At 58.7% G+C, this 20,481-nt stretch carries 23 protein-coding genes; 14 read left to right on the top strand and 9 right to left on the bottom strand.

Going from position 1 to position 20,481, the window contains the following annotated elements; all coding sequences use genetic code 11:
- The 8 genes from buk to folB all read left to right on the top strand — a co-directional run bounded on the left by buk (position 1) and on the right by folB (position 8,491).
- Positions 1-1,113: a butyrate kinase gene (gene buk / locus DWX25_RS05955; protein ID WP_117779249.1), complete on the top strand. Its 1,113-nt coding sequence runs from the start codon at positions 1-3 to the stop codon at positions 1,111-1,113.
- Positions 1,114-1,187: 74 nt separating this feature from the next.
- On the top strand, positions 1,188-2,387 hold the full coding sequence (locus DWX25_RS05950) for an MFS transporter (protein WP_117655267.1): 1,200 nt from the start codon (positions 1,188-1,190) through the stop codon (positions 2,385-2,387).
- Positions 2,388-2,487: 100 nt separating this feature from the next.
- A complete protein-coding gene (locus tag DWX25_RS05945) occupies positions 2,488-2,955 on the top strand; it encodes a hypothetical protein (RefSeq protein ID WP_117799018.1) in 468 nt (155 codons plus the stop codon).
- Positions 2,956-3,523: 568 nt separating this feature from the next.
- Positions 3,524-5,746 (top strand): anaerobic ribonucleoside-triphosphate reductase, encoded by a 2,223-nt coding sequence (nrdD, locus tag DWX25_RS05940; RefSeq protein WP_117799019.1) that lies wholly within the window; start codon positions 3,524-3,526, stop codon positions 5,744-5,746.
- A gap of 426 nt (positions 5,747-6,172) precedes the next feature.
- A complete protein-coding gene (gene nrdG / locus DWX25_RS05935) occupies positions 6,173-6,754 on the top strand; it encodes an anaerobic ribonucleoside-triphosphate reductase activating protein (protein WP_117735327.1) in 582 nt (193 codons plus the stop codon).
- 66 nt (positions 6,755-6,820) lie between these two features.
- Positions 6,821-7,378 (top strand): GTP cyclohydrolase I FolE, encoded by a 558-nt coding sequence (folE, locus tag DWX25_RS05930; RefSeq protein WP_022094399.1) that lies wholly within the window; start codon positions 6,821-6,823, stop codon positions 7,376-7,378.
- Between the two features lie 2 nt (positions 7,379-7,380).
- Positions 7,381-7,962 (top strand): HD domain-containing protein, encoded by a 582-nt coding sequence (locus DWX25_RS05925; RefSeq protein WP_199406644.1) that lies wholly within the window; start codon positions 7,381-7,383, stop codon positions 7,960-7,962.
- Positions 7,963-8,005: 43 nt separating this feature from the next.
- Positions 8,006-8,491 (top strand): dihydroneopterin aldolase, encoded by a 486-nt coding sequence (folB, locus tag DWX25_RS05920; RefSeq protein ID WP_117735325.1) that lies wholly within the window; start codon positions 8,006-8,008, stop codon positions 8,489-8,491.
- Positions 8,492-8,497: 6 nt separating this feature from the next.
- Here folB and DWX25_RS05915 read toward each other — a convergent pair whose 3' ends face one another.
- On the bottom strand, positions 8,498-9,274 hold the full coding sequence (locus tag DWX25_RS05915; RefSeq protein WP_158550238.1) for a M48 family metallopeptidase: 777 nt from the start codon (positions 9,272-9,274) through the stop codon (positions 8,498-8,500).
- Between the two features lie 74 nt (positions 9,275-9,348).
- Positions 9,349-10,362, bottom strand: a complete 1,014-nt coding sequence (locus DWX25_RS05910) for a dipeptidase (protein ID WP_117735323.1) — start codon at positions 10,360-10,362, stop codon at positions 9,349-9,351.
- 120 nt (positions 10,363-10,482) lie between these two features.
- On the opposite strand from DWX25_RS05910, the gene DWX25_RS05905 reads away from it, so the two are divergent.
- From DWX25_RS05905 to DWX25_RS05895, 3 genes are all read left to right on the top strand, one after another.
- Positions 10,483-10,911 (top strand): peptidylprolyl isomerase, encoded by a 429-nt coding sequence (locus tag DWX25_RS05905; RefSeq protein WP_117799020.1) that lies wholly within the window; start codon positions 10,483-10,485, stop codon positions 10,909-10,911.
- A 3-nt stretch (positions 10,912-10,914) separates the two neighbouring features.
- On the top strand, positions 10,915-11,493 hold the full coding sequence (locus DWX25_RS05900) for an urease accessory protein UreE (protein ID WP_117799021.1): 579 nt from the start codon (positions 10,915-10,917) through the stop codon (positions 11,491-11,493).
- Positions 11,494-11,576: 83 nt separating this feature from the next.
- The gene (locus DWX25_RS05895; RefSeq protein WP_158557579.1) at positions 11,577-12,374 is read left to right on the top strand and encodes an HAD-IIB family hydrolase; all 798 of its coding nucleotides are present in this window, start codon (positions 11,577-11,579) and stop codon (positions 12,372-12,374) included.
- 75 nt (positions 12,375-12,449) lie between these two features.
- Here DWX25_RS05895 and DWX25_RS05890 read toward each other — a convergent pair whose 3' ends face one another.
- From DWX25_RS05890 to DWX25_RS05870, 5 genes are all read right to left on the bottom strand, one after another.
- Entirely contained in the window at positions 12,450-12,830 is a 381-nt protein-coding gene (locus DWX25_RS05890) for a Fur family transcriptional regulator (protein WP_117799023.1), read from the bottom strand.
- Positions 12,831-12,891: 61 nt separating this feature from the next.
- Entirely contained in the window at positions 12,892-13,293 is a 402-nt protein-coding gene (locus DWX25_RS05885; RefSeq protein WP_117799024.1) for an acylphosphatase, read from the bottom strand.
- 2 nt (positions 13,294-13,295) lie between these two features.
- On the bottom strand, positions 13,296-14,402 hold the full coding sequence (locus tag DWX25_RS05880; protein WP_117763795.1) for a Gfo/Idh/MocA family protein: 1,107 nt from the start codon (positions 14,400-14,402) through the stop codon (positions 13,296-13,298).
- A gap of 75 nt (positions 14,403-14,477) precedes the next feature.
- Entirely contained in the window at positions 14,478-14,963 is a 486-nt protein-coding gene (rnhA, locus tag DWX25_RS05875) for a ribonuclease HI (protein ID WP_117763794.1), read from the bottom strand.
- 63 nt (positions 14,964-15,026) lie between these two features.
- Complete coding sequence (locus DWX25_RS05870) at positions 15,027-15,965, bottom strand: LysR family transcriptional regulator (protein ID WP_117743872.1); 939 nt, start codon at positions 15,963-15,965, stop codon at positions 15,027-15,029.
- Between the two features lie 277 nt (positions 15,966-16,242).
- Here DWX25_RS05870 and DWX25_RS05865 point away from each other — a divergent pair, with 277 nt between their 5' ends.
- The 3 genes from DWX25_RS05865 to DWX25_RS05855 all read left to right on the top strand — a co-directional run bounded on the left by DWX25_RS05865 (position 16,243) and on the right by DWX25_RS05855 (position 19,036).
- On the top strand, positions 16,243-17,553 hold the full coding sequence (locus tag DWX25_RS05865) for an O-acetylhomoserine aminocarboxypropyltransferase/cysteine synthase family protein (protein WP_117799025.1): 1,311 nt from the start codon (positions 16,243-16,245) through the stop codon (positions 17,551-17,553).
- Between the two features lie 312 nt (positions 17,554-17,865).
- On the top strand, positions 17,866-18,642 hold the full coding sequence (locus tag DWX25_RS05860) for a hypothetical protein (protein ID WP_117799026.1): 777 nt from the start codon (positions 17,866-17,868) through the stop codon (positions 18,640-18,642).
- Positions 18,643-18,829: 187 nt separating this feature from the next.
- A complete protein-coding gene (locus DWX25_RS05855; RefSeq protein WP_117735313.1) occupies positions 18,830-19,036 on the top strand; it encodes a hypothetical protein in 207 nt (68 codons plus the stop codon).
- 108 nt (positions 19,037-19,144) lie between these two features.
- Here the strand turns inward: DWX25_RS05855 and DWX25_RS05850 are convergent, their stop codons facing one another.
- Positions 19,145-20,059, bottom strand: a complete 915-nt coding sequence (locus tag DWX25_RS05850; protein WP_233505228.1) for a ketopantoate reductase family protein — start codon at positions 20,057-20,059, stop codon at positions 19,145-19,147.
- Positions 20,060-20,184: 125 nt separating this feature from the next.
- Complete coding sequence (locus DWX25_RS05845; protein ID WP_117735311.1) at positions 20,185-20,379, bottom strand: hypothetical protein; 195 nt, start codon at positions 20,377-20,379, stop codon at positions 20,185-20,187.
- Positions 20,380-20,481: the final 102 nt, after the last annotated feature.

The raw sequence follows: 20,481 nt of genomic DNA, 5'->3' as shown, positions 1-20,481 counted from the left end.
ATGTCCGATAAAAAGACTCCCTGGCGCGTCCTGGTAATCAACCCGGGTTCCACTTCCACAAAGGTGGGCGTTTTTGAGGGTGACGAGTGCAAGCTCAGCAAGAACGTTGCACACGACGCGAAGGACCTCGCCCAGTTCGATGGGGTTTCGGCTCAGATGCCGTATCGCTGCGATCTGATTCTTGGAGCACTGGATGAGGCGGGCCTGAAGCTCGAGGACTTTGATGCATTTGTCGGTCGCGGCGGCGGCTTGCTTTCGCTGCCCGGCGGCACGTATGCCATCAATGAGGTCATGCTCGAGCATGCCCGCGTCGGTGCGAACGGCATTCAGCACCCGGCGCAGCTGGGTCCCCAGATTGCCCATGAGTTCGCTTCAAAGACGGGCAAGCCCTCTTTTGTGGTGAATCCTCCCGATACCGATGAGCTATGCGACCTCGCACGTATGACGGGCATTAAGGGCGTGTATCGAAACGTGCACCTGCACGCCCTTAATCTTAAAGAGACCGCCATCCGCCATGCGGCAAAGCTCGGTCGCGCATATGACGAGTGTAACTTTATTGTTTGTCATATCGGCGGTGGCATTTCGATTTCCGCTCACCTTAAGGGCAAGATGGTCGACGGCAACGACATCGTCGGCGGCGAGGGCCCCATGGCGCCGACGCGCTGTGGCTCGGTCCCCGCAATCGAGGTCGCGAAGTATACGGCGGAACATGGCCTCGACGTTGCCCGCGCCCATTGCATGAAGACCGGTGGCTTCGTTGACCTTTTGGGTACGTCCGATGCCATCGAGGTGTGTGAACGTGCCGCTGCGGGCGATAAGGCTGCAGCACGCGCTTGGGATGCAATGGTTTACCAAATCTGCAAGTGGATTGGCGAGATGGCCTGCGTGCTGAAGGGCGACGTCGACGGCATCTTGCTCGGAGGCGGCATGGTCCACAGCAAGGAGCTCGTTGCTTCGATTGAGGAATGCTGCTCTTGGATCGCTCCCGTATCGGCTTATCCCGGCGAGTTTGAGCTCGAGGCGATGGCGTCTGGCGCCTGCCGCGTGCTCGATGGTGTCGAGGAAGCGCTCGTGTACAGCGGAGAACCCGTGTTCACCGGATTCAACGACTAATAGTGCTGTGTTTGGGGCGGCCGCTGGTGATGTCTGGCCGCTCCGACCCTTTTCTTTAAGTGTAAGGATGGATCATGGATAAAACCAAGATCAAGTACCTGGTGGGCATTTACGCAGCCGCCATGTGCATCATGGGCATGCTCGTGCCCGTCCCTATCGTGGCCTCTGTTGCGGCGGCATTTCCCAACGAAAACATCGCTGCCGTCCAGATGATCATCGGCATCATCCCGTTGATGATGGCGTTGTCCGCCATGCTCGTCTCTTCACAGCTTGCCTCTCGCGTGTCCAAGAAGAAGACGACGCTCGTCGGTCACATTATCGTGATGCTGGCAGGCGCCTCGGTGCTGGTGTTCCACGACTCGCTCGGCCAAGTCTTAGCGGCTTCTGCTGTCATGGGCCTTGGTCTCGGCGCCGTGCAGAATTCAACGGACGCTCTTATCGCGGATTACTTTGGCGGAAAGCAGCGCTCGTTTGTCATGGGCATCTACTCCACTTTTGTTGCACTGGGCGGCATTATCTGGACGATGGTTTCCGGCATCTTGGGTTCTGCCGAGTGGTTCCACAGCTATGCGGCGTACTTCATCATGATCATTTTCATCGTAATCGAGGCTGTTTGCCTTCCTGAGGGTCGTCTTGAGCCCAAGCGCAAGGTCAACGTGTTTGCCAATATGCCTAAAGAGGTCGCGATTATCACGCTCATGAGCTTTGTGTTCGTACTTACGTTCCAGCTCTTCAGCTCCAACGTTTCGCTGCTTGTTGTAGGTCGCGGCTTTGGCGGTACCGTGGAGGCCGGTCTTGCCTCTACCGTTATGACCGTTGCCGGTATTGCGGCTGGTCTTTTGGTCGGTCCGCTGTTTGCCAAGTTTAAGAACCTGGCTATGCCGATCGCGTGGGGCGTGACGCTCGTCGGCCTGGGCCTGACGCTGGTTGCGCCCGCCTTTATGGTGCTGTGCGTTGCGGGTTTTGTCGTTGCGCTGGGCAAGGAGACCTACGTGCCGCTGGAGGGCAATTTTGCCGCCGGCAACTCTGCCCCCGAGGGACGTGCGTTTAACCTCGCCATTGGCATGGCAGGTATCAACTTTGGCATGGCATTGTCTCCCATTGTGTTTGAGGCCGTGACGTCGCCGTTTGGTGCAACGATTGACCAGAAGTTCATCGCCGGCATGATCGTCTGTGCGGCTTGTGTCGTCTTTGGCGCCATTAAGTATCGCAAGCTCACCCCGGCCCAGCTTGCCGAGGCCGAGAAGATGGCGGCCGGCGGCGAGGCGGAGTAGCCGCTCGAGTAGTTGCTTTGCCGTACATCATGTTTTATCGGGGCCGCCGACATATGCCGGCGGCCCTCTTTCTATCAATGACTTTGAAAGGCTTACGGCTATGAAGTTACCTGTCAGGCGCGTTATCGGTATTCTCAACGGCTTCTTTAACCCGCTATTGCTCTGCGCGTTTCTCCCCATCATTGAAGGGGCGCCTGGCTTGGATCTGACGGGCCCCACGGGCTTTTGGGGACAACTCATCGTGGCCACGGTGATCGCCGAGGTTCTGAGCGTACTCCCGCTGTTTGGCAAAACGGTTGGTATGTGCCTGGACTTTTTTGGTTTTGAGCAGGGGAGTGCATCACACAAGATCGCCGGTACGGTCATCGGTGCCACGCTCCTTTTTATGGTGATCGGTTTTGGCGAGATTGCCTTCCAGGGAGGATTCGGAACGATTGAAGGCCGTACGTTCTTCGCGCGTTGGGCCGGCCTCGTCACAAAGGGATGGGCCTTTGTGGTTATCGCCGGCGTGCTGCTCGATCCCTTTACAGCGGCTCTCGGCCGCATGATGGTTCGCGAAGAGAGGTAATAGATCCTCGCCTATCGAATGCCGGCGGACGGGGCGCCGGGGCTGTAGTCTTCCGAGCGTTTACAGTCCTGTCGCTCCGTCCGCCGGCATTCGACCGCAACATGTTGGTCAAGCATAATCTTTTGGATTCTTTTGGCGTGAGCGGCTTGGTTTTGGTAGGATTTGTCAGCGGCGCGGTTGAGGGGGTTTCAAAACTGCCGTGCAGGTAGTCGAGCTGATAACGTTTTAGCACTCTGCCAAGAGCCCTTCATTTTTAATGCGTTTGCAAAATGACTAATTGCTTTGACCTGCTGAAACACTATATGTTGTGTTTGACCTAAAAAAAGAATACAGGATATAGATGCCTCTTTGTCGTATGATAGATGGCGGACAGAGAACGAAGACCTTAACTGCCTCTTTTGAACGTGTCCTTGAGCCGCTTGATCGGCTTCTGGGAATGTCCGCATGGAGGCTTATGGTTTATCGAGAACACAGATTGCGCGACGGCGCCGCAAGACAGGGACAGGCCCTGCCGGGCATCGTTTGGCTCTGAAGCGCAATGAGGCTACGATGCGAAAGAGGCAAGAGGATGAAGATCATCAAGCGCAGCGGCACCGAGGTTGTCTTTGACATCGATAAGATCGTCAATGCCATCCGCGCCGCCAACTTGGAGGTCGAGGAGAGCTCTCGTCTAACCGACCGCCAGGTGGTTTACGCGGCACAAAACGTCGCCGAGGCATGCGAGAACGCGGGCCACACCGTTTCGGTCGAGGAGATCCAGGATTTGGTCGAGGACGAGATCATGCGTCTCGACTGCTACGAGGTTGCCCGCCACTACATCATCTATCGCTATGTTCAGAGCCTGAAGCGCCAGAAGAACACGACCGACGACAAGATTTTGTCGCTGATCGAGTGCAACAACGAAGAGGTCAAGCAGGAGAACTCTAACAAGAACCCGACCGTCAACTCCGTTCAGCGCGACTACATGGCCGGCGAGATTTCTAAGGACCTGACCCAGCGCGTGCTGCTGCCCCAGGAGATCGTGGATGCCCACAATGAGGGTCTGATCCACTTCCACGATTCCGACTACTTTGCCCAGCACATGCATAACTGCGACCTGGTGAACCTGGAGGATATGCTCCAGAACGGCACTGTTATCTCGGGTACGCTGATCGAGAAGCCGCATAGCTTCTCGACTGCCTGCAATATCGCGACGCAGATTATCGCCCAGGTTGCTTCCTCCCAGTACGGTGGCCAGTCTATTTCGCTGACCCATCTCGCCCCCTTTGTTGAGGTGAGCCGTCAAAAGATTCGCGGCGAGGTTGCCCGCGAGCTCGAGGAGCTCGGTGTTTCGGCATCTGCCGAAAAGGTCCGTGAGGTCGTTGAGGACCGTCTGCGCGATGAGATCCGTCGCGGCGTCCAGACGATTCAGTATCAGGTCGTGACCCTTATGACCACCAATGGCCAGGCGCCGTTCGTGACGGTCTTTATGTATCTCAATGAGGCCCGTACGCCCCAAGAGAAGCACGACCTTGCCATGATCGTGGAGGAGACGCTTCGTCAGCGCTATGAGGGCGTTAAGAACGAGGCCGGCGTGTGGATTACCCCGGCATTCCCCAAGCTTATCTATGTGCTCGAGGACGATAACGTTCACGAGAATTCCCCGTACTTCTACCTGACCCAGCTGGCTGCCAAGTGCACCGCCAAGCGCATGGTGCCCGACTACATCTCCGAGAAGAAGATGCGCGAGCTCAAGCTGTCGAAGGGCGAGACCGCCGGCAACGGCGATTGCTACACCTGCATGGGTTGCCGCAGCTTCTTGACGCCCGACCGCTCGGGCAACGGCTTTAACAATGTCGCCAACGCGCTGAACTATGACCCGACCAAACCTAAGTACTATGGCCGCTTTAACCAGGGTGTTGTGACCATCAACCTGCCCGATGTCGCGCTGAGCTCGCATCAGGACATGGACAAGTTCTGGAAGATCTTCGACGAGCGCCTTGAGCTGTGCCACCGCGCCCTGCTGTGCCGTCATGAGCGCCTGATGGGTACGCTTTCTGACGCTGCACCGATTTTGTGGCAGTACGGCGCCCTCGCTCGTCTGAAGAAGGGCGAGACGATCGACAAGCTGCTCGTGGGCGGATACTCCACCATCAGCCTGGGGTATGCCGGCCTGTATGAGTGCGTCAAGTACATGACGGGTCACAGCCACACCGAGAAGGAGGGCACGCCGTTTGCCATGGCCGTCATGCAGCGCATGAACGACAAGTGCGCCGAGTGGAAGGCCGAAAGCGATATCGACTTCTCGCTGTATGGCACCCCGCTTGAGTCGACGACCTACAAGTTCGCCAAGTGCCTGCAGCGTCGTTTTGGCATTATTCCGGGTGTGACGGACAAGGGCTACATTACCAACAGCTATCACGTCCACGTGTCCGAGGAGATTGATGCTTTCGACAAGCTTAAGTTTGAGGGCATGTTCCAGCAGCTTTCGCCGGGCGGTGCTATCTCCTACGTTGAGGTTCCCAACATGCAGGACAACCTCAAGGCTGTCATTCGCGTGATGCAGTACATCTACGACAACATCATGTACGCCGAGCTCAACACCAAGAGCGACTACTGCCAGGTGTGCGGCTACGATGGCGAGATCAAGATTGTTGAGGACGATGGCAAGCTGGTGTGGGAGTGCCCCAGCTGCGGCAACCGAGACCAGGAGAAGATGAACGTCGCTCGTCGTACGTGCGGCTACATCGGTACCCAATTCTGGAACCAGGGTCGAACCGAGGAGATCCGCGACCGCGTGCTGCATCTCTAATAACCATCCCAGGCTGCCCCGTAGCGAGGCCGCGGACCTTTACTCGCTATTTCGGACAGTCCTGGCTCACGACGGAGGCGCCACTGGCGCCTCCTGTTCGTGCGGAACTCATATCGAGCAAAGGTCCAGGCCCTCGCTACGGGGCAGCCGAGCTGACGTAGCTGAGATGCAGCACACAGCCTGCTCACTCCTCGAAGTTCTTAGCGGAAATGAGTTGACTTGCAACAACGCTTTGCTTGCGATGACGGTTGAGCTGCAACCCAGTTTTTATTGGACCTCGAACCCTATGCTCGATGTTCGCTTCGTTCATTGAGTTACCCTTTGCATGAGGCCGGGACATATCGTCCCGCCCGCAGTTTCGCAGGCCGCAGGCCGAGAATGTTTGAGGACGGGATGATATGTCCCGGCCTCCCGGGAGAGTTACCTATGAACTATGCGAACATTAAGTATTTCGACATTGCTGATGGGGAAGGCGTCCGCACTTCTCTGTTTGTGAGCGGGTGCCGTCGTGGGTGCAAGAATTGCTTTAACTCCGTCGCGTGGGACTTTGCCGCGGGCGAGCCGTTCGATCGTGCCGTCGAGGACAAGATTATCGAGAGCCTCGATCATCCCTTTATTGACGGCCTGACGATTCTGGGCGGCGAGCCTATGGAGCCCGAGAATCAGGCGGGGCTCGTTGAGTTTGTTGAGCGTGTTCGTGCCGCTTATCCTGCGGGGTCAGGAAAGACCATTTGGTGTTTTACCGGCGACGTGCTCGAGGAGCTTATGCCGGGCGGTCGCCACCATACCGAGGCAACGGATCGTATCCTTGCCTGCCTCGATATGTTGGTGGATGGCCCGTTTGTTCAGGATCTGTACGATATCTCATTGCGCTTTAGGGGTTCGAGCAACCAGCGCGTGATCGATATGAACGCTACGCGTGCCCGTGCTGAGCGCGAGGGCGTTGCGCTTTGTGATGCGGTTGAACTTTGGCGTGATGATCCGGTCTATTCGACCCATACTATGTAGCTTGTGGTCGATGCCGGAGGGCGTGGTACCATAGCGCGAACGTGAAATCGGAAAAGTGAGGCCCAGATGGTCGATCAGGAAAAAGTCGAGGCCGCCATTAAGCTGTTGCTTGAGGGCATAGGCGAGGACCCAACTCGTGAGGGCCTGCTGGAGACCCCGGCGCGCGTTGCCCGTATGTATGGCGAGATTGCCGGCGGTATGGACCAGAGTGCCGAGGAACATCTGTCCAAAACTTTTGCCGTCGCTTCGAACGATTTGGTTATCGAGCGCGACATCACGTTTTACTCGCTGTGCGAGCACCATCTGCTGCCGTTTTATGGCAAGGCTGCGATTGGCTATATCCCTAACGGTCGCGTGGCTGGGCTTTCTAAGCTTGCTCGCACGGTTGAGGTCTACGCCCGCCGTCTGCAGCTGCAGGAGCAGCTGTGCGCGCAGGTTGCCGATGCCCTCATGGATTATCTCGCTCCCCAGGGAGCGATTGTGCTCATGGAAGCTGAGCATATGTGCATGACCATGCGCGGCGTGCAAAAGCCTGGCACCAAGACCGTGACGCTCGCTCGCCGCGGCGTCTTTGAGACCGATCCCGCGCTCGAGGAGCGGTTCTTTAGGATGCTGGGCCGCTAGCCATGAGAGTCGTCAACGACTTTACATCGAAGACCGATGAGGGAACGTCGCGTCGCGGCTTTATGGCTTCGGGCCTGGCCCCTTTTGGATCCATGCCTCGCATCGATTACATTTGTGCCAACGGGCTGTTCCGGCGGCACCTGGGCAATATTGCACAGCTGGAATCGGGGCGCATCTTCTGCCGCCACGGTATTGACCATCTTCTCGATGTCGCTCGCATTATGTGGATCAAGAATCTCGAGGAACAGCTCGAATTTGACCGCGAGGTCATCTACGCCACGGCACTTCTTCACGATATCGGCAAAGATGAACAGTATGAATCGGGTATATCCCATGATGTTGCAAGCGAGCGCGTCGCTGATGCAATACTCGCCGGCATGCCCGGTGACGTGGCGTTTGAGCCGGCCGATACCGCAGCCATTAAGACGGCCATTTTGGGCCATCGAAAGTTGCGCGTGAACAGCCAACCGCTTGAGCGTCTGCTCTATGCAGCCGACAAAGCGTCGCGTGCCTGCTTTGCATGCCCCGCGCGCAATGCTTGCAATTGGAGCGATGATAAAAAGAACCTGTCGATTCGCGTGTAGTTAGTTTGCGCGGTCGGGGTTCTAAACGAAGGAGACGATCGCGATGAGTAACAAGAAACTGCCCGAGAATGCAACCAAGGTTGAGGGTGCCGAGCTCGCCCGCCGTGGAAGGGGCGAAATATCCACCGCAACGGCGGTGCCTCACGTGAGCTATGACGATTTGCGCCATGCCGATCGTATTGTCATTGACGGCCTTGAGGTTTTTGCCAACCATGGCGTGTATCCCGAGGAGAACGCGCTGGGTCAGAAGTTCATCGTTTCTCTGGTGCTCTATGCCGACCTGCGCGCGGCGGGGGAGCACGATAACCTGGATGCCTCGATTGACTATGGCTCGGTGTGCCACGATGTCGATGGCTATCTGCGCGAGCATACGTTTAAACTCATCGAAGCGGCAGCCGAGGGGACAGCCCAGATGCTGCTACGTCGTTACCCCCTGCTGCTTGGTGTGCGCATCAAGCTCGATAAGCCGTGGGCTCCTGTTGGCCTGCCTCTGGCAAGCTGCGGCGTCGAGATCGAGCGCGTGCGCTAACCGGTTCTAATACGTCTCTATGGGTGGCTGCTTGAGCCGCTGCGACAGGGCTCTATTGTTGGGGCAGTACGTGTCGAGCAGGGTGTGGAACCGCTGGTTGTGGCTCGGCTCGAGTAGATGGACGAGCTCGTGGGCAACAACCATGTCGAGGCATTCGACAGGGTAGGCGGCGAGCTCGCGCGCGATGCGAATGGCGCCGGATTTGGGCGTGCAGGAGCCCCAGCGCGTCTTCATACTGCGCACGGAGGCGCGGGAGACGGCGACGCCCATTGCGATTTCGTATGCGTGCACAATATCGCGCAACGCTGCGGTGACCTCGGACGTATAGAGCTGGTCGATGTGGGTTTGGAGCTCGTCGGACGTTAGGCCGTCGAGGATTGCGCACCGCTTGGCCTGTGGGCCTTCGTTCGATTCGTCGGTACCCATAAAACTTGCGAAGGTGGCCTGCTTGGGCCGCGGTGCGGGTGATGCAAAGTTATGATCGAGCGCGTCCTGTACCGTGATGGGCTTGCCCCAAAGCGCAATGATGGACGAGGGACTGCGCGGCTCTCGCGCCGTCGCCTGACGTTGCTCGCGCTGGACAAGTCGGCTGATAATCCAGGCGCTGTTGCGCTTCACAAATGCTTCGATACGCTCGCGGCTGGCGCCGATCGGTGCGCTGGCGTGGACCTCGCCGCTCGATGTGACGCGTAGGTTGAAGTTCTTGACGCGCTTTTTGGTAACGACGACGGGGATGGGCGTCCCATCCGGTCGGGATACGGAAATCGTAAACTGCTGCGTCAAAAGCGGTCCTTCAGATTGGGGACGGGCTGGCATGTCGACCGTTCGGCATGCCGGCCCGCTCAGGGGATGTGAAATTAATAACGCTCAAAGAAGGCAAGTGCGTTGTCGCTGCAGAGCTTCTGCATCACGGTCTTGCCAAAGTGCTTGGAGAGCATGTTCTGGAATTCTGGCATCTTGCTGGCATCGGAGAGGAAGGCGGGTACCTTGGCGCCGTCCCAGTCGCCGCCGAGCGCGATGACGTCCTCGCCACCCAGGTCAAGCCAGTGTTCGATATGCGCCGCCAGCTGGTCGAAGGTGACGTCCGCGGCGGTCTCGTCGGTTGCGCTGTTGGATAGGAACTCGCTGCAGTAGTTGAGGCCGACGATGCCGCCCATGTCGCGAATGGTGCGGAACTGGTCGTCGGTGAGGTTGCGCTTGACGCCGCAGACGGTGCGGGAGTTGGAGTGGCTGGCGACGAAGGGGCGCGTGGCGCGGGCGACAACCTCGTTAAAGCACTCATCGTTGAGGTGGGAGACGTCGAGCACCATGCCGGCGTGCTCCATCTGCGTAAGCGCCTCGATGCCGGCGGCGGTGAGGCCGGCGTGGGTGTCGTGGCCGCTCGCGAGCGGTCCCTGCGCGTTCCAGCTAAGCGAGGACATGAGTACGCCCAGGCTCTTGAGCACTTCGATCAGCGCGGGGTCCTCGGCAAAGAACGTGGCGTTTTCGATAGTATGGATGCAGGCGACCTTGCCGTCTTTGAGCGCGGGGCGAATGTCTGCGGCGCTGCGCACGTTGACCATGCGGTCGTGATTGAGCATGGCCTGACCGCTCATGTGCGCCATGATCTGCGCCTGGAAACGCGCTGCGTGGGCGGCGGGGATCTCGTCGGGGACAAACGTGGCGAAGCACTGTGCCCACGGTGTGTTGCCGATCTTTGCGAGCGAGATGGCGCAGGCGTTGCCCTCGATGAGGTCAAAATCTTGCGGATGGGTTTCGTCGCCGGGGAAATAACCGTCGGTGCCGGCGGTAAAGCGCAGGTCGAGATCGAGCGTGGCCCAGCCGATGCGGTCGGCGGTGTCGCAGTGTAGGTCAAATACGGGATAGGCCATGGTTCCTCCGGTTGCAGCGTTTCTTTGCAAACTGTCTTTGAATTGTATGACTAGGGTATAGTTAGCGCCATATGTTCACGGCGGCCCGCGTTGTGCGTCGCCCTTATCACGGAGGTTACCATGTCCAACCAGGGCAAGAAGGTCAAGACTCATTATCGCGGCACGCTCGACGACGGCACGCAGTTCGATAGCTCCTACGATCGCGGCGAGCCGCTGGAGTTCACCTGCGGCGCCGGTCAGATGATCAAGGGCTTCGATGCCGCTGTTGTCGACATGCAGGCGGGCGAGAAGAAGACCGTGCACATTCCTGCTGCCGATGCCTACGGCGAGCACAACCCCGAGATGGTCCTGACCTTCCCGGCCGAACAGGTTCCCGACATCGAGCAGATCGAGAAGGGCATGAAGCTCTTCCTGTCCACGCCGAGCGGTATGCCCGTCCCCGCCGTGGTCATCGACGTAACGCCCGAGGCCGTGACGCTCGACGCCAACCACGAGCTCGCCGGCAAGGACCTCAACTTTGATATCGAGCTCGTCGAGGTCGAGGACTAGTTGATGCCCGCGGACCTGGTAGCTACGGAGCGCTTGGGAAATCTCAACGACCCGTCCTATGAACTTTTGCTTCGTCGGGAGCTGGGCGGTGTCTTTGAGATTGACGAGCTGCTGCTCGATTGGGACCAGGCTGACACACGCGCGTTTGTGGGCATGACGGAGCTGGGGCGCACGGTGAATGTCCAGCTGGATGCCGCCGACGTTGAGCGCCTTGTCGACGGCGACGTGCTCGCTGTCGACCGCACGGGTGCGTTGCCCGTGGCGGTTGTCGTGCGTCTGCGTAGCGCCGAGGTCTATTTGGTCGAAGTTGACCGCATGGACCCGATTGCGCTCGCGCATGCGTGCTGGGAGATCGGCAATATGCACGCGCCGCTTTTCCGAGGCGACTCGGACGAGCATACCGTGCGCATGTATACGCCGGTGCAGCCTGTTTTGGGCCGCATGCTCCGGGGCGTCGAGGGCGTTCGGCTCTCGGTGGTTACCCGTGAACTCGATGCGGGCCGGCGCTTTGCGTCGAGTGCGGCGGATGCCGTTGTGAGTATGGCTCCAGACTTTACGATCGTAAAAAAGGCGCGCGATTAACGTGTGTATGAGTAAGACGGACTTTGAGAGGCAACTATTCAAAGTTCGTCTTTCTGTTGATGAGATGCTGTGGGGGAAAGCATATGGGTCTTGAAGGAATCAAGCTGATTGCATGCGATTTGGACGGCACGTTGCTGCATCCGGGGGAGCGCGAGCCGCGTTCCGAGGCCTTTGAGCTCATCGACGAACTGCATCGTCGCGGTATCGTGTTTATGCCGGCGAGCGGCCGTCAATATGCGAGCTTGCGCTATCTGTTTGCCCCGGTGGCCGATGAGCTCGCCTATGTATGCGAAAACGGAGCCCTGGTGATGAGCGAGGGGCGTGCCGTTGTCAAGCGTTCCGTGGAGCGTAGCCTTGCTATGGATATCGCGAATGCCGTGGTTGCGTATCCCCATGCCGACGTGACCCTTTCGTGTGAGGGACACCTCTACACCATGAGCGGCAACGATGCGTTCGTCGACCATTTGCGCTATGAGGTCCACTGCGATGTGGCGGTGGTCGACCGCCCCGAGGACATCGACGAAGACGTCATTAAGATTGCCTTCCAGACGCCCGAGGCGGAGCAGCCGGCGGCGCTGGAGTATTTCGTGCGTCGCTTTAGCGACCGGGTCGATGTGATGACGTCGGGAACCGAATGGACGGACTTTATCGGCTTTGATTCGGGCAAGGGGTCCGCGCTTGCCGATTATGGCCGTGCGCTGGGGATCTCACCCAACGAGATGATGGCATTTGGCGACAATGAAAACGACCGCGACATGCTCAACGTGGTGGGTCATCCCTGCCTGATGGAGAACTGCAACCCCACTATGCGCGGTATCAATGACCGCGTCCGCTATGTGCGTACGGTCGAAGAAGAGCTGCATCGCTTGCTTGCTGAGTAGATATTTGGGACATGCCTAGAAATCTACTTTTGCCGTAATCGGTGGAAAGGTAGATTTTAAGGCATGTCCCAAAAACTACCTACAGTTAGGGCAGAGGCCCTCGAAGATCGTGTAGTGCGAGGTGACGTTCCAACCGATTTGTTCGGATGCCTTGGTATCGAGCTGGGCATCGAAGGGGAGCGGCACATCGATGACGCGGCCGCACGAGGTGCAGATGATATGCGCATGCGGCTCGATGGTGCGATCGAAACGGCTGCCGCCCGGCGTCTTGATGGAGAGAATCTCCCCGGCATCGGCCAAGAGGTTGAGGTTGCGGTACACCGTGCCGCGGCTGATCTTGTCGTCCTGTTCGCGCACGGCGTTGTAGATCTCATCGGCGGTGGGATGGTTATAGCTTTGGCGCACGGCATCAAGAACCAGCTTCCGCTGCTTGGTGTTTCTTCTTTGTACGGCCATGCGCCTCACCTCTTCTCCGTCACGGTAGGTAAGTAAATGATACCGTATTTAGCACACAATACTAATAGTGAGGGTCGAAACCATCTTCATCGGTAAGCGTGGCGCGGGCTTGTGCGTCCTCGAGGCGAAAACGAATGCCCATTCGCTCGTAGGAGGCGTGGAGTGCTTCGAGGTGAGACAGGATATTCGCAGGCGCGCCTTGTACCTCCATTTCGACCGAACCGTCTTCCATATTGCGTACCCAGCCGGTGAGTGTGTGTGCCTGTGCGAGATTGGTGTTGGTAAAGCGAAAGCCGACGCCCTGGACTTGGCCCTCCCACCGAAGAAAATAGCGCTGAGGGGCGTTTTGAGTGGCCGTGTCGCTTACCAACACCGTAAGCCTGCGCCGCAGTTCGAGCTCAACGCCGGACGGTTTTTGAGGCTCTCGATTGACGCCGGAGAAGAACTTGTCAAGAAAGCCCATCGCTAGGCCTGCTTCTCAGAGTCTGCGGGGAAGGCGATGCCGGCCTGCTGGCGCACGGCATCCATGATACGCAGCGAGACAAGCGTGACATCGCGATAGTGGCCAAGTTCATGGCGCCCGGCCGGCGTTTCCCAAATCTCTTCGTTGACGTTGTCGATGCCGCTGATGGCGGTGATAAAGTCGGCAAGCTCGTACTCCATGGTGTTATTCGATTTGGGCAGGTCGAGCACAATGCCGCTGTCATCCTGCTCGCGTGGGGCCTCGGTCGCCGATCCGCGCACGACGTCACCGCGATAGTCGATGCGTACGTTGCGGGGCGTGGACAGATGGTCGATCTGGATGGTGCCTCGCTCGCCTTCGATTTGCGAGGGCAGCAGGTCATTCGTGATCTTGGAATGCGCGAGTTCAACCGAGATGCGACCGCCGCCGTAACTGGCAAGGATGGAGCCGCAGCCGTCAATGGGCCCGTGCGTGAGCTTTTGCGTGGCAGGGTCGAGCAGCGTGGTCATGCTGGCGATGCCGGAGGGCATGCCGAAGATCTCGACCATGGGCTCGACGGTATAGACGCCGATGTCCATAAGGGAACCCGATGCCATGTGACAGTCGAAGATATTGGTGGCGCGTCCTGCGAGAATCTCGTTGTAGCGCGAGGAGTACTTACCAAAGCGCAGCGAGGCGCGGCGAATGGGCGCGATTTCGCCCAGGGCGTCCTCGATGGCATGGAAGGCGGGGTCGTGGAGCGGGCGCATAGCCTCGAGGGCAACGACGCCGGCGGCCTCGGCGGCACGGAAGACCTCGAGCGCCTGTGCCTCGGTGGCGCAGAAGGGCTTTTCGACGATGACGTGCTTGCCACCGGCGATGCAGGCGAGCGCCTGTTTGTGGTGAAGTGCGTTGGGACTGCCAATATAGACGGCGTCGACGTCGTCGGCGGACGCAAGCTCGTCAAGTGCGGTGAAGTTACGCTCGCCGCCGTGCTTAGTGGTGAAGGCGGCGCCGCGATCTGCATCGCGCGAAAGCGTGCCCACAAACGCGGCTTGGTCGTTGGCGTTGACGACCTGGATAAAGTCGTCGGTAATCATGGATGTGCCGATGGTCGCTATACGCAGCATGTATCCCCCTCGTGCCGTTCGGTTTACAGGATGAGTGTAGCGCGAGGGGGCAGGAAATAGCGTGCGAAAACGCCGTTACAGGTCGCTCTCGATAAAGCCGGCGTCGATATCGAGGTTGCTGCCGTCGGCCGCCGTGGTGGCAAGCTCGTCGCAGCGCTCATTGAGCTCATGGCCGGCGTGGCCCTTAACCCAGATGAACTCTACTTTGTGCTTGCTCTTTGCGGTGAGCAGGCGCTCCCACAGATCGCGGTTCTTGACAGGCTGCTTGTTGGCGGTCTTCCAGCCGCGTTTTTTCCAGCCGTCGATCCAGTGCTTGTTAAAGGCGTTGACGACGTACTGCGAATCGGAATGGACTTCGACGTCGCAGGGGCGGTTGAGCGCCTCGAGTGCCACGATGACTGCCATGAGCTCCATGCGGTTGTTGGTGGTCTTGGCGTAGCCGCGTGAAAGCTCGGAGGTGAAGGTCTTGCCGGCGGGGTTGGTGTATTTGAGCACGGCGCCGTAGCCGCCGCGTCCCGGATTTGATCGGGCCGAGCCGTCGGTATGGATGATGACCTTCACATGGTTCCTTTCGTTAGGCGCTTCTCGCGTGGGTGTCCATTGTAGCGCCGCGTTCGGCGAGGGCTAGCAATCTATGATATCTATCCCGTCTCCAGATGGCTGGCTTTCGTGGATGATGCGGCCGAGCTCGTTGAGGTATTGCTGCAAGAGGGGAGAGGGCTTGCGCTCGTCGTGCATGATATAGCCCACATGCATCGTCGGGGCGTCTGCCAACGGGATCGATGCCATGCCCCATTGCATTTCATTGGAGAGGACGCCGGTCGACAAGGTGTAGCCGTTCGACGTGATGAGCAGGTTGGTGAGCGTTCCGCGGTCCGAGATGCGAATGTTTCGATCGCAGGGGATATAGCTAAACGGTTCCTCGGCGTAATAGAAGGAATTTGAGGTTCCCTGCTCAAAGCTGTAGCGCGTGTAGGGCGTGAGGTCGGCAAGCGATAGCTGGGCACGACGTGCGAGTGGGTGGCGTTCGCTCACGAAGACGTGGACTGTTGCATCGAAGAGGGGATGGAAGCTCGCGCGGGCGTCGGTAAAGGTCTTCTGCAGGACGCGGGCATTAAAGTCATCCAGATACAGAATGCCGATATCGCTGCGAAATGCGCGGACGTCGTCGATGATTTGCGACGTGGTGGTTTCGCGCATGATGAACTCGAACTTGCTGTCGCGGCAGCGCTCGACGACGTTGATAAAGGCCTCGACCGAAAAAGCGTAGTGCTGGGCCGAGATGGCAAGGCGCGCCTGGGGTGTGCCGCCGTCCTCGTAGCGGGCCTCGAGCATATCGGCCTGCTCTACGACCTGGCGCGCATAGCCCAAAAGCTCGGTGCCGTCGTTGGTGAGCGTGACGCCGCGGCTGGAGCGCGTGAAGATCTCCAGATGGAGCTCCTGCTCTAGGCTTTTGACGGCGTTGGAGATATTGGACTGCGCGGTATAGAGGCGCTGGGCTGCGGCGTTAATTGAGCCAGACTCCGCCACGGCGATAAGAAAACGAAGCTGCTGGAGGGTCATCGGCGCCCGTCCTTTCGATAGCTATCTAAAAAACCGATAACAGGTTAGCGCTTTTAAGTGATTGACCGAGCGATGCAACGCTCGTACTATTCAAAACACACAAATGCGGTAGGTAATTAAGACGACCACGGAACCGGGACGTCAAAAAGGGGGACCGCATATGCACTGCTTACCAAGACGAATGCCGGGCTCCTGTTTGCGCCCGTTGGCGTGATCAGGAGGCAGCGACTAACTTCTCTCACTCTTAGTTACTTTTTATTCGATCAAGGAGATCATCATGAGCCAGTTCATCAACAACCCCGAGCACACCTTTGGTTTCGACACCCTGCAGCTTCATGTTGGCCAGGAGAGCGCCGACCCCGCATCCGACGCCCGCGCTGTGCCTATCTACCAGACCACGAGCTATGTGTTCCGTAACTCCCAGCACGCCGCTGACCGCTTTGGTCTTGCCGACGCCGGTAACATCTACGGCCGTCTGACCAACTCCACTCAGGGCGTCTTTGAGGATCGCATCGCCGCGCTCGAGGGTGGCGTGGCTGGTCTCGCTGTCGCTTCGGGTGCTGCCGCCATCACCTATGCCCTGCAGGCCCTCGCCCAGGCCGGTGACCACGTGGTCGCCCAGAAGACCATCTACGGCGGTTCCTATAACCTGCTGGAGCACACGCTCTCCCAGTTTGGTGTCGAGACCACCTTTGTCGACGCCCACAACCTGGACGAGGTCGAGGGTGCCATTAAGGACAACACCACGGTTATCTACCTCGAGACGCTCGGCAACCCCAACTCCGATATCCCCAACATCGACGCCATCTCCGAGATCGCCAAGAAGCATGGCCTTCCGGTCGTCGTCGATAACACCTTCGGCACCCCGTATCTGTTCCGTCCGCTGGAGCACGGCGCCAACATCGTCGTTCACTCTGCGACCAAGTTTATCGGCGGCCACGGCACCTCGCTGGGCGGCGTGATCGTCGACGGTGGCAACTTTGACTGGAAGGCGAGCGGCAAGTATACACAGATTGCCGAGCCCAACCCCTCCTACCATGGCGTTTCGTTTGCCGAGGCTGCCGGCCCTGCCGCCTTCGCGACCTATGTCCGCGCCATCTTGCTGCGTGACGAGGGCGCCTGCATTAGCCCGTTTAACGCCTGGGTCCTGCTCCAGGGCACCGAGACCCTGTCGCTGCGCGTTGACCGTCATGTCGAGAACACCAAGAAGGTCGTTGAGTTCCTGGCTGGTGACAGCCACGTCGCCAAGGTAAACCACCCGAGCCTGCCTGAGCACCCCGATCACGAGCTCTATCAGAAGTACTTCCCCAACGGCGGCGCTTCGATCTTCACCTTTGAGATTAAGGGCGGCCAGGGGGCCGCCTGGAAGTTCATCGATCATCTGCAGGTGTTCTCGCTGCTCGCCAACGTGGCCGACGCTAAGTCGCTCGTCGTGCACCCGGCTACCACCACGCACTCCCAGCTCTCTGCCGAGGAGCTCGCCGAACAGAACATCACGCCCTCCACGATCCGTCTTTCCATCGGTACCGAGAACGCCGAGGATATCATTTGGGATCTGAAGCAGGCTTTCGCCGCGCTGGACGAGTAAGGCGACTTGTGCAAGGACCCCTTGCGACTCGATAGGTATAACTGCATAAAATGCCTGCTCAAGGCGCCTGCGCAAGCAATGGTTGCGCAGGCGCCTTTTTTGCATAGGGAAGGCGCTATTACAGGGTTTTTGGCATGCTTTATGCATTCGAGTTGTGGAAAACTCCTGTTGAGAGGATGTGAGTTTTACGCAATTGACGTGCGCCTTTTGAGTAAAACCGCAGGTCGCGATTTGCTCGGGGTACTATGCAGCGCGATCGAATCACACACAGCTCAAACGCAGCAAAAACGCACTACGGAGGTTTCCAGCTACATGAGGATCGATTCACGAAAACCGAAAGCCGCCGCCCTTTCCGCCGCTCTGACCGTGGCACTTTTGGTGGGCGCCGGCGCAACCGATGCCCACGCCGCAACACTGTCCGATACGGTTGGATCTACGCCGTCCGAGACGACACTGGTACAGCCCGTTGACTATCGCGGCGATGGTTATGGCTCTATGCAGGAGTGGAACGCCTCGATGGAGGCCAAGCGCGATTCCTTGGAGATGCGCGCTCAGATCATTATGAATATGTATGGCGACTATGCTACCGATGACGAGCGCGCTGTGCTGCAGGGTTGCATCGACGGTGCGGGTAGCCTTTTGACGATGGGGGAGGTCGACGCCAGGTCGACCGAGCTCGATGAGCTGCGCACTGCGCTTGAGGATGCCAAGTGCGAAGCGCTCGAGGCTGCCGCGGCCGAAGCCGAGGCTGCCGAGGTCGCCCAGGCTTCGTACTACAACGCCGGTTACAATCCGTCCTACGCGTCTGCCGCGTCCTACGCGAACGGATCGGGCCTGACGCGCTCTGCGGGTGTAAATAACTACAACGGGCGTCGTGAGACCTATTACAGCAGCAACGTGCTTTATCACTATCGCACGGGCGAATGGACTCAGGATTCTGAGGGCTTTTGGCGCGATTCCGACGGCTATTACGTTGTTGCCGCGGGCGATATGGCCCAGGGCTCGACCTTTACGGGCTCCAAGGGTGATTGCAAGGTCTATGACTCCGGCTGCGCTGCCGGAACCACCGACTACTACACCGGTTGGTAATTATTCTGCATCACGGATATTTGGCGGATGGGCGTCTTTACCGAGCTTTAGGGCAACGTAAGGACGCCCGTTTTTTTGTGCGTGCTTGAGTTAACAGAGCGCTTACCGTGGCAGTACACCGCGCATATGGGAGCGGGGCACACTAAGTCATGAGAAGCAAGGTCTTTCCCGTGGAGGAAGTGGTCTCATGAACGCTCGAGATATCGCTATTGCCGCCGTTGCACTTGCGCTGGGTTGTCTTGGTCCTACAGCCGCGCTTGTCGCGGGCATGCAGGGCTTGTGCGGAGCTGCTCCTATCGTTGTGGGGGCCCTGATTGCTGTCGCTGCGCTGGGAAGCGCCGGCGTCGTCCTTTGCCGTGAGGATGAGGACGAGATGCGGGGCTCGCAACTCTAACAGCCGTGAAGCTGGTTTTAGCTATAGATGAAGCAGGAAACCGCCGCAAGTGGAATGTCCCTTGCGGCGGTTTTGCCGTTGAGTCTGTTGGCTGCGGTATGTCGAGCGCTACCAGCTGGCCTCGATTTCGCGGATGCGCGAATAGAGCCATTCGTTTTGCGGCACTTGGATATCATGCTTGGCCGCGAGGTGACAGATGGTACCCGCAAACTCCTCGACCTCGGTCTTGCGTCGTGCGATGCGGTCCTGTGCCATCGAGGGCATGCCGACGGGATCGAGCCCTTCGATGAGGTGCACCATCTGCGTCAGATCCGCTTCGGTGAGCTCGATGCCCTCGGCGTTGGCGACCGCAAGCGTCTCGCGCATGGCGGAGACAAAACTGCGGAGCTGCTCGGATCCCTGCTCCGTGGCGCTTCCGTAGGTGCCGCCGTAGGCCATGCAGGTTTGGTTGATGCCGTCGTTCAGCATGAGCTTGGCCCACATACGATGTGATATGTCGTGCTCGACGGTGTGGGCGATACTGCAACGCGTGTAGAGCTCGTCGATGGCGGCAACGGTTGCGGGATCCGTGCCGGCCGCCGCGCCAAAGCGGATTTCACCAGTGTTGGTAAAGGTGAGCTCTCCGTTGAGGAACACGGCGTCCATGCCCTGGCAGATACCCAGGACGGTGTGTTCCCAGCCAAAGCGCTCGGCAATCTTTTGTTCGCTCGTGATGCCGTTGCACAGTGACGCAATCAGCGTGTCGGGACCCACGACGCTTTCCATGGTTTTGAGTGCCATATCGAGCCCGGTTGTCTTGACAGTGAGAATGACCAGGTCGACGGGCGTCGCTTCGCTCGCGCGGACGGACTTGAGCGCGCAGGGCTTGCCGTTGATATTGAGCGCATCGCCCGCGTGGCGCTCAAAGCGTGCGTCGTCCATGACATATTCAACAGCGTCGTTGCCGAGCGCTTGGGCGATCATGCTGCCGTAGAGTAGGCCGACACCGCCCTTGCCGATGAAGGCGACCTTGTTGATCTGCATATGAATCATCTCCCCATAAAAAGGCGCCCACGTACGGGGCGCCTGATGGATTGTATGCTGTCGGGGTATGTTGTGTGCGCCGGATAGCGGTATTTAGAAGAACGAACGCATGGGAACACGGGAACTTATGACGCGGGGCAGACCGCAAAGACGCGTGCGGGGTATCCGACGCCATCACGCACTTTGGGGAAGGTGCAGAAGATGACAGCACCCGTGGCGGGAAGCTCATCCAGATGATCCATGACCTCGATTTGGTAACGGTCGACCGAAAGGATGTATTGCTCGCCCGGGTAAGGGTAGGCGTCCTCGCGCGTGGTCACGCCCGGCTCCTTTCATCGGGCTTTTTGCTGATGTTAAAGCGGTGCCGTGACGGCTCGATTTCTGCTGCGTTACGATACGTTCTCGATTGCGATTCCACGATG

The sequence above is a fragment of the Collinsella sp. AF18-8LB genome, assembly GCF_003459795.1.
Classification (GTDB): domain Bacteria; phylum Actinomycetota; class Coriobacteriia; order Coriobacteriales; family Coriobacteriaceae; genus Collinsella.
This window is presented reverse-complemented; position numbering and strand designations above follow the sequence as displayed.

Excerpts from the sequence above, each read along its gene's own strand:
- buk (WP_117779249.1), top strand. The coding sequence starts at position 1 with ATGTCCGATAAAAAGACTCCCTGGCGCGTCCTGGTAATCAACCCGGGT.
- DWX25_RS05950 (WP_117655267.1), top strand. The coding sequence starts at position 1,188 with ATGGATAAAACCAAGATCAAGTACCTGGTGGGCATTTACGCAGCCGCC.
- DWX25_RS05945 (WP_117799018.1), top strand. The coding sequence starts at position 2,488 with ATGAAGTTACCTGTCAGGCGCGTTATCGGTATTCTCAACGGCTTCTTT.
- nrdD (WP_117799019.1), top strand. The coding sequence starts at position 3,524 with ATGAAGATCATCAAGCGCAGCGGCACCGAGGTTGTCTTTGACATCGAT.
- nrdG (WP_117735327.1), top strand. The coding sequence starts at position 6,173 with ATGAACTATGCGAACATTAAGTATTTCGACATTGCTGATGGGGAAGGC.
- folE (WP_022094399.1), top strand. The coding sequence starts at position 6,821 with ATGGTCGATCAGGAAAAAGTCGAGGCCGCCATTAAGCTGTTGCTTGAG.
- DWX25_RS05925 (WP_199406644.1), top strand. The coding sequence starts at position 7,381 with ATGAGAGTCGTCAACGACTTTACATCGAAGACCGATGAGGGAACGTCG.
- folB (WP_117735325.1), top strand. The coding sequence starts at position 8,006 with ATGAGTAACAAGAAACTGCCCGAGAATGCAACCAAGGTTGAGGGTGCC.
- DWX25_RS05910 (WP_117735323.1), bottom strand. The coding sequence starts at position 10,362 with ATGGCCTATCCCGTATTTGACCTACACTGCGACACCGCCGACCGCATC.
- DWX25_RS05905 (WP_117799020.1), top strand. The coding sequence starts at position 10,483 with ATGTCCAACCAGGGCAAGAAGGTCAAGACTCATTATCGCGGCACGCTC.
- DWX25_RS05900 (WP_117799021.1), top strand. The coding sequence starts at position 10,915 with ATGCCCGCGGACCTGGTAGCTACGGAGCGCTTGGGAAATCTCAACGAC.
- DWX25_RS05895 (WP_158557579.1), top strand. The coding sequence starts at position 11,577 with ATGGGTCTTGAAGGAATCAAGCTGATTGCATGCGATTTGGACGGCACG.
- DWX25_RS05890 (WP_117799023.1), bottom strand. The coding sequence starts at position 12,830 with ATGGCCGTACAAAGAAGAAACACCAAGCAGCGGAAGCTGGTTCTTGAT.
- DWX25_RS05885 (WP_117799024.1), bottom strand. The coding sequence starts at position 13,293 with ATGGGCTTTCTTGACAAGTTCTTCTCCGGCGTCAATCGAGAGCCTCAA.
- DWX25_RS05880 (WP_117763795.1), bottom strand. The coding sequence starts at position 14,402 with ATGCTGCGTATAGCGACCATCGGCACATCCATGATTACCGACGACTTT.
- DWX25_RS05870 (WP_117743872.1), bottom strand. The coding sequence starts at position 15,965 with ATGACCCTCCAGCAGCTTCGTTTTCTTATCGCCGTGGCGGAGTCTGGC.
- DWX25_RS05865 (WP_117799025.1), top strand. The coding sequence starts at position 16,243 with ATGAGCCAGTTCATCAACAACCCCGAGCACACCTTTGGTTTCGACACC.
- DWX25_RS05860 (WP_117799026.1), top strand. The coding sequence starts at position 17,866 with ATGAGGATCGATTCACGAAAACCGAAAGCCGCCGCCCTTTCCGCCGCT.
- DWX25_RS05855 (WP_117735313.1), top strand. The coding sequence starts at position 18,830 with ATGAACGCTCGAGATATCGCTATTGCCGCCGTTGCACTTGCGCTGGGT.
- DWX25_RS05850 (WP_233505228.1), bottom strand. The coding sequence starts at position 20,059 with ATGCAGATCAACAAGGTCGCCTTCATCGGCAAGGGCGGTGTCGGCCTA.